10 protein-coding genes are annotated in these 12,787 nt (G+C 43.0%); 5 read left to right on the forward strand and 5 right to left on the reverse strand.

What is annotated here, in order from left to right:
- Positions 1-317: 317 nt before the first annotated feature.
- From M2444_RS32910 to M2444_RS32920, 3 genes are read right to left on the reverse strand one after another with little or no spacing between them, the layout of a single operon-like run.
- Positions 318-1,457: a DHHW family protein gene (locus M2444_RS32910; RefSeq protein WP_280789074.1), complete on the reverse strand. Its 1,140-nt coding sequence runs from the start codon at positions 1,455-1,457 to the stop codon at positions 318-320.
- A gap of 18 nt (positions 1,458-1,475) precedes the next feature.
- Positions 1,476-2,861 (reverse strand): MBOAT family O-acyltransferase, encoded by a 1,386-nt coding sequence (locus M2444_RS32915; protein ID WP_280789075.1) that lies wholly within the window; start codon positions 2,859-2,861, stop codon positions 1,476-1,478.
- A 6-nt stretch (positions 2,862-2,867) separates the two neighbouring features.
- Positions 2,868-3,356 carry a DUF4358 domain-containing protein gene (locus M2444_RS32920; RefSeq protein WP_094874621.1) on the reverse strand — a complete coding sequence of 163 codons (489 nt, stop codon included), beginning with the start codon at positions 3,354-3,356 and terminating at the stop codon, positions 2,868-2,870.
- Between the two features lie 227 nt (positions 3,357-3,583).
- On the opposite strand from M2444_RS32920, the gene M2444_RS32925 reads away from it, so the two are divergent.
- Positions 3,584-4,024, forward strand: coding sequence for a HEAT repeat domain-containing protein (locus tag M2444_RS32925; protein WP_280789076.1), 441 nt, complete (start codon positions 3,584-3,586; stop codon positions 4,022-4,024).
- A gap of 11 nt (positions 4,025-4,035) precedes the next feature.
- Complete coding sequence (locus M2444_RS32930; RefSeq protein WP_094874620.1) at positions 4,036-4,614, forward strand: SMI1/KNR4 family protein; 579 nt, start codon at positions 4,036-4,038, stop codon at positions 4,612-4,614.
- A gap of 80 nt (positions 4,615-4,694) precedes the next feature.
- Here M2444_RS32930 and mbcS read toward each other — a convergent pair whose 3' ends face one another.
- Positions 4,695-6,290, reverse strand: coding sequence for an acyl-CoA synthetase MbcS (gene mbcS, locus M2444_RS32935; RefSeq protein WP_094878792.1), 1,596 nt, complete (start codon positions 6,288-6,290; stop codon positions 4,695-4,697).
- Positions 6,291-6,454: 164 nt separating this feature from the next.
- Here mbcS and M2444_RS32940 point away from each other — a divergent pair, with 164 nt between their 5' ends.
- Positions 6,455-6,976: a GNAT family N-acetyltransferase gene (locus M2444_RS32940; RefSeq protein WP_094878793.1), complete on the forward strand. Its 522-nt coding sequence runs from the start codon at positions 6,455-6,457 to the stop codon at positions 6,974-6,976.
- Positions 6,977-7,165: 189 nt separating this feature from the next.
- Complete coding sequence (locus M2444_RS32945; RefSeq protein WP_094878794.1) at positions 7,166-7,870, forward strand: hypothetical protein; 705 nt, start codon at positions 7,166-7,168, stop codon at positions 7,868-7,870.
- A gap of 113 nt (positions 7,871-7,983) precedes the next feature.
- Here M2444_RS32945 and M2444_RS32950 read toward each other — a convergent pair whose 3' ends face one another.
- The gene (locus tag M2444_RS32950) at positions 7,984-8,109 is read right to left on the reverse strand and encodes a DUF4023 domain-containing protein (protein ID WP_052404154.1); all 126 of its coding nucleotides are present in this window, start codon (positions 8,107-8,109) and stop codon (positions 7,984-7,986) included.
- Positions 8,110-8,276: 167 nt separating this feature from the next.
- On the opposite strand from M2444_RS32950, the gene M2444_RS32955 reads away from it, so the two are divergent.
- Positions 8,277-12,584 (forward strand): S-layer homology domain-containing protein, encoded by a 4,308-nt coding sequence (locus tag M2444_RS32955; protein ID WP_280789077.1) that lies wholly within the window; start codon positions 8,277-8,279, stop codon positions 12,582-12,584.
- The last annotated feature ends 203 nt before the right edge of the window (positions 12,585-12,787 follow it).

Genomic DNA, 12,787 nt, shown 5'->3' on the forward strand with positions numbered 1-12,787 from the left:
ATGATGTGAAGCTTAATGCAACGCTAGTGGAATTGAATTACAGTTCTTAGGCAGAGACATGATTCTACATATAATCGTGAATGTTTTTAGACTTCCCCCAATAAATATGGTGAAAAGTAACGGAGGGAATTTTGGAACTGTAGGAGCGGAGCGTTCGCCTGAAAGCTTTCCGAAGGAAAGCACGCATCGGAAGCATATGCTGTCTCCGGATGTTATCCGCTGATAGCGGTAAAATCAAAAACATCTGGAGACAACAGCGACCGAAAGTCCAAACATTCCCGCAGTTACGCCCCATCACCATATTCATCACCCTACCATCAATTCAGCTTCAAGATCGAAGCATTATCAACAAAAGTAGCTGTATTAAAAAGCATCAATACATCCTTGATCTCATTCTGAGCCATATACTCACTGATACTTCCGTTATAATAACGAATGTCGATCACGTGGATTTCCGGTACATGCTGAGTCAGGAAAGGGATCACACTATGTGCATAAGAGTCTTTGATGACAAGCAGCTTCTCCTGTTTGACCACTTTAGGATCAAGCTGGCTTGTGATTTTCATGAGAGCATGAACGCCGCCAAGGAAATAAGAATACTTATCTTTTTTCGCCAGATAGCTTGGATCGTACATACTTGATAAAGTCTCATTAGTATCTACAATGTGCATCTTGGTGGATACATCATGAACAGGCTTATACATTTGAATGGAATCTGGCGCCACTCCGTTAAATTGACTCCGCGTATGGTAGCTTCCAAGGAACGAATCGCTTACCGTCTCAATCTCGAATTCGCTCTGGGACAGAGGTTGCCATCCCATACTTTTAGCATAAGCTACGTAAGCCAAATAAGCACCGTAGGTTGTCCAGTGATGATCGGTCCGATAATAAATGGGCTCTGCGGCATGTGGAGCAAGAACATCAAATCCATTAATAAAAGTTAAACTATCCCCTACATCCTTAGCAATCGTTTGATTCACCTCGGCTTGCGAATATACGGGTGCTAGCCAGGGCAGACGTTCGTTGTACAAGCCTACCGATGTCGGCGCAAGCAGAAAGGTCATTTTGGCTGCTGCATTTTTATCGGCAAAACGTCTCACAGCCGCTGCATATTGCTGAACCTTATTGTGATCAGGTGCCTCGAATTTTTCGAATAAGTAGCCATCTTTCCCCTTATAAATTCCGTTATTCTCTTGCTGCAACCTCATTTGCTCCACTGCCGATTTCACCCATACCCATTTGGCTCGAAAAGGGAAGTGATCGGTTACGAAGCTTTCCGCCTCTTCCGCGTAGGTGTGGGATAATAAATTGTCCCATGTCAGTTGGGGAGCGCTTTGCAAATATCGGTTTTCTAGCTCAGAGAAACGTTGAACTGGCAATAAGAAAAAGGTTATACCCACCAGAAACAGCGTCGCGACGAATCCTGCCACTAGTATTCGATCCGTCCTCTGCTTCATAAACAATACAATCACCCCCTAGAATCGGAAATATAAGAATGGGTTAAAGGTAGCATCCACTAAATAAGCGACAGATAGGAAGAACAGCACGCCATACCAAACTAGAGAAGGAATCGATCTATCATCCATACGTTTGGAGAGTTTCAAAGGAACGGATGCTAAAGTTAGTACCACAAGTAGAATCGCGTTTGTGTATGTAAAGTATAAAGTAGTGGTATTCCACAATGGCTGACCGTTAAAGCCAAGCATCGCTTGCAAGTAACTAAGCACCAATGGAAGTTCTTCAAAGGCGAACAAGACCCATCCGATGAGAATAAGCACAATAGCATAGAGATGCCTAACCCATTGCGGTAGGCGGCTCAGTAGCTTTAAACCCCACCATTTTTCGAAGATAAGAATAATCCCAAAGTATAATCCCCAGAGTAGAAAATTCCAGCTTGCTCCGTGCCAGATTCCCGTCAACAGCCAGACAATGAGGATATTGCGCACCTGAATGCCTAAACCCCGGCGGTTGCCTCCAAGCGGGATATATACGTAGTCACGAAACCAACTGCTAAGGGAAATATGCCATCTCCGCCAGAAGTCGGTAATGCTCTGTGAAATATAAGGTTTGTTGAAGTTCTCATTAAAGCGGAAGCCGAACATAAGTCCGAGGCCAATCGCCATATCCGAATATCCACTGAAATCAAAATAGATCTGAAAAGCAAATGCAATAATGCCAATCCAAGCGGTTAAAGCAGGCATGGAATCTAGATTGGAGCTGGAAACGGTGTGCCAGAGCAAACCGATGTTATTGGCAAGCAGCACTTTTTTGGCTAGTCCGATAATGAATCTTCGTACACCCGCTGCGAACATGGAGATATCCACCGAACGCGCTCGTAATTGTTCTGCAATGGTGTTGTATTGAACGATAGGCCCAGCTACTAATTGTGGGAACAAGGCTACAAACGTACCGAAATCAATCCAATTCCGCTGTGCTTTAGCAGTTCCTCTGTAAACGTCAATGATGTAGGACATGGATTGAAAAGTATAGAACGAAATCCCAATAGGTAGTGGTAAATCAGTTAATGGGAGATGAGTACCGAGGAGTTCGTTTACATTTTGGATGAGAAAATCTGCATATTTGAAATACGACAATAAGCCCAGGTTAATAACCATAGAGCTAACCACAATCCACTTGCGCTGTACCGTAGTCAGCTTCGGTCTACTAAGAAGTAGACCAAAGCCGTAATCGGTAATGGTGGACAGCAACATAATTACAATGTAGACCGGTTCGCCCCAAGCATAAAACACCAGACTGCTTAAGAACAATATGAGGTTTTTGATTCGCCAAGGCGAAACATAGTAGAGTGCAAGGACAGCCGGCAGAAACAGGAATAGAAAGAGTAGGCTGCTGAATACCATCGCTAGTTATTTTTTAGTAAACAAGGTATCAAATTCAGTCACCAGCTGATCAGCACTCTCCGAAATCACGAATAAGATGTAATTTCCTTTTGTGACCAGCTTATAATTTTGGGCGTTCTCATACTGATCCGGAAGATATTGTTCGAATTGCTTTTGAATATCAGTCGCACGCTCTTTGACGGCGGTTTCGACAGTAGAGATATCTTTTGCATCTTTAACTTTTAAAATGGCAATTTCGTTACTTTTCACATTCATCATTGGCATTCTAATGCTATAATCTTCAAGTAATGATGGAGCTAGATGGTACAGCTGAGCCACCATATCTTCTTCAACTTCCATTAATGAAGGCTGTTCCACTTTTGCGAGCATCTCGTCGATCATTTCTTTCGGCGTCAGATTGGTTTCGACAACGGCTTCATTGTTACCACTGGAACAGGCGCTAAGCACTACACTTAATACAATAGTTAACGCTAGAATGAAGGTATGTTTTTTCAATTAGGTCACTCTCCTTGGTGTGTTTGATCTATATTTCTCTAGTTAACTAACGTAAAGAGCCTATAGAATGTTGCGGGACACTATCTTTCGAATACTTTACCCCAATTTAGTGGAAATATGTTCGAAGAAAAAGGTCATGCAAAGATCTTCCTCTCTTAGCTTGCGCAATGGTTGGTTATACTGTTAATGTTAGATAGATAGTTTTGAATAGAAGGGGATTGAACGGAATGATCGAAGAACTGAACAATAATGGACTACCGGAGAATTACGAGGAATTAAAGAAAGCTGCCAACCGCTCTGCGGATTGGAGAGCCCGTCTAGAAGCTGTTGAAGAACTGGGACAGACTAACCACAAACAAATTATCGATATCCTGACGCGTTTAATGGAGAGCGATCCTGTATATACAGTTCAAGAAGCAGCTTACCTTAAACTGAAGGCATTCGGCGAAGATGCTAAAGCACCGTCCAAGAATAAACCGGAGCTAGTAAAAGGCGTATCCAAAATACTCCTGAGAATCAAGAAGAGCTTGCCAAGAGATCATTCGTACGAAGATTTCAAAGAGAAGCTGAAGAAGATGAGAATCGACGTGTACGATATTTACGAAGGCGAAAAGGGCGCTGACTTTGACGCTTGGCTGATGAAGATGTGGAATTCCTCGAACAAGTAAAGGATGACAACATGCAAATTAACAAATTAATTGAACAATTTCAAGAATACCTTAAGCTTTCCGCTGAATTACGTCCTGACTATATTGCAAGCTTAGGCCAAGGTGATAATGAAGCGAAGATTACGTCGGTTTTCCCGGAAACCCCTGCACTGCTGAAGGCAATTTATAACACGGTTTCAGGCACAAGCAGTGAGGAAGAAGAACCAAGTCTGATCGAATTTATTCCAGGGTATCGTCTAATTCATATTAATGAATATGAAGCAGAGATGAAGATTTTAGCTGGAATATTGGAGGAAAAAGGCCATCAAGTGGATGGAGTTATCTTGCCGATCTTAACGAACTACGGCAGCGACTTCATTTGTTACTATAAATCTGCAGATGGTGTGGAGCGCGTATGTGACCTGCTGCATGATTTTGGGGATCTGATTGTCATGTATGAATCACCTGAAAAGTTCCTGGAGACTTTATGTGAGTTCTACAAGCAGGAGGTTTATTTCCTGGATGAAGAGGGTTACCTCGATTGCGATTTAGTAAAAGAGGGCGAAGTAGGCGCGGCTCTAAACCCCGATGCGAAATATTGGTCTGAGTAACAAGCTGGTACCCTATAAAGAAGAGCAGCAGTCCTATTACGGACCAGCTGCTCTTTGTTTATTCAATATCTACTGTTATGTTACTCCTGCGCGGCACGTTTCTCCTGCTCACGAAGCTCTACTCTCCGTATTTTTCCGGAGGTCGTCTTCGGAAGATCTGGAATGAACTCGATTTTGCGTGGATATTTATAAGGTGCGGTCCACTCTTTAACATGGGATTGCAGCTCCTTCACAAGCTCTGGAGAAGCGGCGGTCTCATCTTTTAGTACAATAAAAGCTTTAACGATATGTCCGCGGATTTCATCCGGACTTGCAACGACCGCGCATTCCTTAACCGAAGCATGTTTCATAAGGGCTTCTTCTACTTCGAAAGGACCTATGGTGTAACCCGAGCTAATGATAATGTCATCTCCACGGCCCTCGAACCAGAAATAACCCTCTTCATCTTTCCGTGCCCGGTCACCAGTTATGAAGAACTCGCCGTGAGTAGAGCTTTCTTTTCTGCCGGGGTCTTTGTAATAGGTATGGAATAACGCTGGCATACTTAAGTGCACTGCGATGTCTCCAACAACTCCAGCAGGTAACGGAATGCCGTCCTCATCTACCACTTCAACTAGACCCGGAGCAATAGATTTACCCATAGAACCTATTCGAATTGGAGTATCTTTGAGAGTGCCGATTATAAGCGTACTTTCTGTTTGACCGTAACCATCACGAATCGTGATATTGAATTCACGCTGGAAGGTGTTGATGACCTCTTGATTCAAAGGCTCTCCAGCGGAAACCGCGCAGCGAAGGCGGGACAAGTCATACTGATTGAGATTTTCTAATTTGGCCATCAAGCGATATTCGGTTGGCGTACAGCATAATACCTCGATGTTATGATCTTGTAGCAGCTGCAAATATTTTTTGGGATGAAAAGATCCGCTATATACAAAACCGGTCGCCCCGTTGCCAAGGACGGTTAGGAAGGGGCTCCAGATCCACTTTTGCCAGCCTGGTGCTGCTGTCGCCCAAACGGTGTCGGTTTCTTTGATATCGAGCCATTGAGGCGATGTGATTCGTAGGTGAGCATAACCCCAGCCATGACTGTGAACGACTGCTTTAGGGTTGCCAGTTGTGCCAGAGGTATAGGCCAAGATCGCCATATCGTCCCGGTGGCTTTCGACTGCTGTGAATTTATCGGACTGATCAATCATTAGGCCTTCCAGATCTAGCCATCCATGACCGAGCTCTTCAGGGTCGCCGGATACGGAAAGACGGTAATCCAGAGCAGGCAGATCGTCCGAGATTTTATTAACTTCATCTGTGACCTCAGACCAGGCAATAACAGCTCTGGCTTCGGAATGCCGTAGACGATAAGATAAATCCTTGGCGCGAAGCATTTCTGATGAAGGGATAATGGCAAGTCCTAGCTTCAGACATGCTAAATAAATGACATAAGCGATGATTCGACGGGGAACCATTACGAGAACACGATCCCCTTGCTGAAGGCCGAGTGCTGCGAGCCCTCCGGCAAGTTGGTTAGCTTGCTTGCGAAGATCTCCGTAAGTGATCTCCTCGTAGTCTCCTTGTTCATTCAACCACTTAAGCGCAATCTTTTCCGGAGTATGGCGTTCCATTTCCGAAGTGAGATTGTAGTACTCAGGTGCGATCCACTGCTGATTATCCAATATGAACCTCTCCTATATAAAACAAGATGTGTATAACGGTTATGCTTAGTATAGCACGTTATCCTAGTACCAGGTACTAGTACCTTGATGCTTAAATTTGATATCATAGGGTTTAGAAGGTTAAGATAACTTGTGTAAATATAAATCCAGAAAGTGAGAACTATGTTATGAATCACACAACTTTTGATGAAATATTCGCTATTATGGAAGCCTCTTTTCCTACCTCCGAGATCAGAACCTATGAGGGACAACAGGAGTTATTGGATGTTCCACATTACCGATTGATTACCGAAGTGAATGCTGAGGGGAAAATCATTGCTTTTATAGCTTGCTGGGAGTTTCCAGGATTTCGATTTGTAGAACATATCGCAGTGGACCCAAGTATTAGAGGTGGAGGCGTTGGTAAAAAGCTGATGGAGGAGTATATCCGTCAGTCAGGCAAGCCTGTGCTTCTTGAAGTTGAACCGCCACTGGGTGAAATGGAGCAACGGAGAATTGGCTTTTATGAGCGACTGGGCTTCCACTTAAATCCTTATGCGTATGTGCAGCCCCCTCTGCGTGAGGGAAATGCTGACTTACCGCTTCAAATCATGACTTACCCTAACCCTGTCGATGAGGAAGAATTCGATCTTTATCGAGAAATTTTATATACAGAAGTGTATAAGGTTACAACACCGTATCAAGGCTAATCTCTAACAGCAATCCATACGATCCTTTTTAGGATAAGTGGGTTGCTGTTTTTATTTTATATAAATGATTGATTTCATGATTTTTTTCTTTACAAAATGGGTACAAGTTAGAAACAACTTAGAGACATAATCTTATTTCGTTTGAGCTAAAGTAAGAACAAAGATTGAACTTCTAAGGAGGATTTACTTATGAAAAATAAAAAAATACTTATAGCAACAATGGTATTTGGGATGGCAGTCACAGGATCAGCTGGTGTGTACGCGGGCACTAAACTTCAGAAAATTACGGCATACCTCAATCACAGCATTGGATTTAAGGTGAATGGCACAGCTTATACACCAGTAGATAATAAAGGAAACTCATTAGCGCCAATTACTTATAACAATACAACCTATCTTCCTGTACGTGCGATTGCTGATGTGATGAAGGTGCCAGTGACCTTTGATGCGGTGAACAATCAGGTTATTCTGGGTACTGGAACTGTGGTGCCGGATAAAGATACATTAACACCAGTACAGTACAGCAACGCTCAAAAAGAACAAATTTCTAAAGCTTTTGCAAATTTCGATGGGTTTAAAACGGTTTATGCACCAGCACAAATGGTGAGTGGTGACGCTTTTCAAAAAGCAGCTAGCTCTGAAGATGGAGTGTACTTATTGTTCAACCATATGAGGGTGAACGTTTCTCCACGTGACTACTCCTATGATTACAAAGGCGATACCGTAAAGCTTTCCAATGGTACAGAAGCCAAGTGGTACAGCCCCTCCAGTGACTCGTTGTTCTTGACCTATAAACTGGATGATCGTTTTGTTACGATTAGTTCCCCGAATAAAACACTGAGTAAGACGCAATTAGAAAAAGTAGCAGTGAATGTAGTGAAATGGACGAAATAAGCCCTCATTAGCACCTATCTTTGTGCCTTAAAAAGTAAAGCAGCAAGTCTCCCGTAGTTGGAGTGGCTTGCTGCTTTTTTTGTCGTGTTTGGGAGTCAATGATTTAAACGCTTTTACTTACTGTGCTGTTTATTTGGCAGCTTTTGACTTGGTGTACTTTTACCATGGTTTTCTTTATTCTTTTCAGCTTTCTTTTGGGTGTCATGTACTTTTTCTACAAAAGCATGAGTATCGTCCATGTTTATCCTCCTTGAATGGCAACCTTGCCGTTACTGTAACCACTTTTGCAGGAATACATACACGATGTACTTTACAAACTTCTATGTTTATAAAGACATTGCGAAAATATTTAATAGTTACTATAAATGGATGCAAGCATTTCATAGAACAGTAAGGGAGACTGATTATGAACAGGTTATTTAAACAAGCTGTATCCATGACCTTAGCTTTCGTTATGGTACTGGGAATTACATTCACAGGAATACCAGCTTATGCTGAAGACAGCAATGGGGATGCTGGACTACTGCAATTACAATCGTTAGAGCCTGTTACATTATTGGCAGGGAATTCTACGTGGAAGTATCTAGATCACGGAACAGATCAAGGGACGGTATGGCGGTCCGTGTACGACGATTCAACATGGGCGTCTGGCCAAGCACCGCTTGGGTATAAAGATAATGGAACCGGAGTCAGCAGCAAGCAATTTGGTGCTCTGAACACAAATATAAGCTACGGTTCTAATAAGAGTTTGAAATATCGTACTTCTTACTTCCGTACAAACGTAACGGTGAATAAGGAAGAGATTGCGAAATCCGATAAAATCTTGGGTAATTTCGCATTTGATGACGGAGCAGTACTATATTTGAACGGTAAAGAAATCTACCGTGAGGCTATGCCAGCGGGCGAAATTAATTTTCAAACAAAGAGTTCAACTAACTTAAGTGATCCAAACGAATATACTAAGGTAGACCTTACCGAAGTAGTAAAGGCTAACTTGAAGGACGGAAGTAATGAGCTTTCAGCTGAGGTGCATCAGTCGAGTGATGGTAGCTCTGACCTCTATTGGGATATGAACCTGATTGCTTATCCGGTAGTAGAACCTGTAGAACCTGGTGTTGGTAAGCCTGAGTCCATCGCACTGACTTTTAACGGAAACCCTCAGACTAGTATGGGATTCAACTGGTATGCACCTGAGAGTGTGACGGGTACCAAACTGGAAGTAGTAGAAGCTTCTAAATTAGTGGACGGTCAGTTCCCGGTAGGTGCTCAAGCTTACGAAGGAACATCGGTTACAACAAGCGTGTATATGACAAAAGCGGATAAGTCAGCTAAAAAACCAGTTGTACTGACTAGCCATAAGGTCATTGCTGATCATTTGCAGCCGGGAACGGAGTATGCTTACCGTGCTGGGGATGGACAAGCTGACAATTGGAGTGACATCGGAACGTTTACAACAGAAAGCTCCAGTAATCAGGCATTTAAGTTCTTATATACAACGGACTCTCAAGGAACAACTGAAGGTGATTTTGATATTTGGAATCATACCCTTCAAGAGGGCTTGGCTAAATTCCCGACAAGTGAATTCATTCTGAATTCCGGTGATTTGGTAGACAACGGTGATATTGAGGAGCAATGGGGATGGTTCTTCAATAAACCAAAGGATATTCTAGCAAATATTCCATTGGTTCCACTGGTAGGTAATCATGAAAGTAAGAGTTATAGCAATTACACAACTCATTTTAATTTACCTAATGTCTCGAATACGGGGGCAAAACCAGACGGCTCTGTATATTCTTTTGACTACGGTTCAGCACACTTTATGGTTATTAATACAGAATACTATGGTGCTAGCTCGAATCTTGAGAATAACGAAATTTACAATAAACAAGTAGAGTGGCTGCGCAGTGAAGCTGCGAAAAGCGATCAGAAGTGGAAAGTTGTGCTCTTGCATAAATCGCCTTATTCTGTTGCCAGTCACACAAATGATACAGATGTACTCTATTACAGAGCTAATTTGACAAAGGTATTTGATGAGCTTGGTATTGACATGGTTATCGGAGGACATGACCACACCTATACTAGAAGCTATCAAATGTACAACAATCAGCCGTTGACGGATATTAAGCCGGATACAAACGGAGTGGTAAATGATCCTAAAGGTACGCTATACCTGATTACAAATGCAGCGGGCAATAAAAAATATAATGTCGGCGCAGGTCCGTTTCCTTTTGCCGCTAAATACGAGCAGCCTGGTAAGGAAATGTTCACAGGAATGACTGTAACGAATAATGAATTTTCATACGAAGCCTACACCACGACAACTGGTGGAACTACCGACTTGTATGATAAATACAGCATTCATAAATCTGACGTAGCTGTTAAACCTGTGCAAAATGCAAAAGCTACTGTAGCAGATGGCGGTAAAATCACGTTAACTTGGGATGCGCCTGCATCTGGCGCACCAGTGTCAGGATATCGCATTTATGAGCAAAATGATCTGGTATCTGCAAACTGGACGGTCAGTGTTCCTAATACGGAAGGTCAAACTTCTTATAGTTACACTGTAGAAAATACTAATCCGAACCAAACCTATCAATTTGTTATCAAAGCTGTAAGTGACAGAACGAATTCTGAAGCTACTATTGTTTCTACAGATTCGATCAAAAAAGTTACAGTTACCTTTCATGGTGATCCAGTAAGTGCAAAAGGATTCACTTGGTACACAGCGTTGAAATCTGCAGGAAGCGACTTGCAGGTTGAAGAGAATACGGGCGTTACTCCAGACTTTACAAAAGCTGCTGAGTTTACAGGCCGTTCAGCTGTTTCCAGAAATTCAAAGGATGAATTAGTTCATAAAGCTGAAGCTTCTGGCCTTAAGGCGGATACGAAATACTACTTCCGTGTAGGTGATAAAGCACTAGGGTTGTGGAGTGCAGTGGGAACTTTCGAAACGGCTGCTAAGACAGGTGCATTTACTTTTATCGACCTGGCGGACACACAAGCTAAGACGGAAGATGAGGCTATTCTTTCTGGAGAAACGATGGCAAAAGCACTTACGACATTCCCGGATGCTGAGTTTGTGGCGATTAACGGAGATATCGTAGATACTGGAACCAATGAATCACAATGGAATTGGTTGCTTGGCCATTCACAGGAAACCTTGCTCAATACGACTATTGTTCCAGTTGCGGGAAACCATGAGGATAAAGCGAATGCCTTCTATGAGCACTATAATATTAAGGAAGCGGCAGGCTCTCCAACAGAAACAGGAGCATACTATTCCTATGATTACAGCAATGCGCACTTTGTAGTCTTGAACACGAATGAGAATTCGGATGAATATGCTAACTTCAGCAAAGCACAGTTGGATTGGATGAAGGCCGATGTAAAAGCAGCGAAGGCTGCTGGGGCGAAGTGGATTATCGTCGCTATGCATAAAGGACCATACACAACCTCTAACCACGCTACTGACAAAGATATTATGGGTGCTAATGGAGAAAGAGCGAAGGTCGCTCCAATGATGGCTGAACTGGGCATTGACTTGGTTCTTCAAGGCCACGACCATATTTATGCACGGACGAAGCCAATCAAGGCTGACGGAACTGCAGCAGACACAGTAAAGATCAAGGAAAGCTTTAATGGTCAAACTGTGGAGTACACAGTAAACCCAGATGGAACGATCTATCTGATTCCAGCTACAGCAGGAGCAAAGGTTTACTACAAGAACATGAAACCTGAGTTGGGAGATGCGTATTATAATCTCTTTGAAGTAGCCAATGAGAATACAGCTGCTAAATACGGAGCGGACCCAAGTGATGCTACGCGTCCAATGCGCGGTCAAGTTCAGACCTTTGTGGGTATCACTGTAGATGCAGGGAAGCTGACAGCTGTATCTTATGAGATTGATCAGAATGTTAATGAGGCTAAACCATATGTTCTTGAAGAGTTCGGTATTGTTAAGGGCGATGAGAATGGTGGAGTTACACCGACACCAACGCCAACAACAGAGCCGACAACAGCACCAACAACAGAGCCGACAACAGCACCAACAACAGCGCCATCAACAACGACACCAACAACAAAACCGACAGCAACACCAACACCAACAGTAGCGCCAACAGCTACACCAGCACCGACAACGGCACCTTCACCAACTGCAACGCCAGTTAACAAGCCGACTTTAACGGATACTAGCAATCACTGGGCAGCAGCAGTTATTGAGAAAGCAGTAGCAGCCGGCTTCGTTAGCGGGTATCCGGATGATACTTTCCGTCCGAATCAGAAAGTAAATCGGGTTGAATTTATCACAATGCTGGCACGTGCATTACAATTGCCGGACAGTGGTGACACATCAAGCTTTAAAGATGCTGCGAAGATTCCAGCATGGGCTAAGTCTTTTGTAGCACAGGCTGTATCTCTGCAAATTATCAGTGGCTATGATGATGGGACATTCCGTCCTACACAGGAGCTAACACGTACAGAGTTAGCAGTTATGGTTGTTCGTGCTCTTGGTATTACAGTAGATCCGAAAGCGACATTAACCTTCAATGATGCTAAGGATGTACCTGCATGGGCTGTACCGTATATTGCAGCAGCAGCGAAATCAGGCCTTGTGAATGGTATAGGGCAGAATAAATTTGCACCTAACCAGAAGGCAACAAGAGCAGAGGCTGTTACCATAATCCTTGCATTATTAGAAAAAGGGCAGAAATAATCTAGTAACAGGGTGAAAAGAACTTAAGCTCAATAAGTATTGAACAAAGGGGTCTCAGCATATCAGCTGAGACCCCTTTGTGTTTCAATAACTTTTTACAAATAACACTTGCAATGAATCTCTATACATGATATATTCTAAGTCCGGCCAAGAAATACACATGCCGAGCTCGAAAAAGAAGTTAAAAAAAGAGCTTGACATTA

It is taken from the genome of Paenibacillus sp. PastF-3 (assembly GCF_029893135.1).
Taxonomy (GTDB): domain Bacteria; phylum Bacillota; class Bacilli; order Paenibacillales; family Paenibacillaceae; genus Paenibacillus_AQ; species Paenibacillus_AQ nitricinens.

Excerpts from the sequence above, each read along its gene's own strand:
- M2444_RS32950 (WP_052404154.1), bottom strand. The coding sequence starts at position 8,109 with ATGGACGATACTCATGCTTTTGTAGAAAAAGTACATGACACCCAAAAG.
- M2444_RS32925 (WP_280789076.1), top strand. The coding sequence starts at position 3,584 with ATGATCGAAGAACTGAACAATAATGGACTACCGGAGAATTACGAGGAA.
- M2444_RS32955 (WP_280789077.1), top strand. The coding sequence starts at position 8,277 with ATGAACAGGTTATTTAAACAAGCTGTATCCATGACCTTAGCTTTCGTT.
- M2444_RS32940 (WP_094878793.1), top strand. The coding sequence starts at position 6,455 with ATGAATCACACAACTTTTGATGAAATATTCGCTATTATGGAAGCCTCT.
- M2444_RS32930 (WP_094874620.1), top strand. The coding sequence starts at position 4,036 with ATGCAAATTAACAAATTAATTGAACAATTTCAAGAATACCTTAAGCTT.
- M2444_RS32915 (WP_280789075.1), bottom strand. The coding sequence starts at position 2,861 with ATGGTATTCAGCAGCCTACTCTTTCTATTCCTGTTTCTGCCGGCTGTC.
- M2444_RS32910 (WP_280789074.1), bottom strand. The coding sequence starts at position 1,457 with ATGAAGCAGAGGACGGATCGAATACTAGTGGCAGGATTCGTCGCGACG.
- M2444_RS32945 (WP_094878794.1), top strand. The coding sequence starts at position 7,166 with ATGAAAAATAAAAAAATACTTATAGCAACAATGGTATTTGGGATGGCA.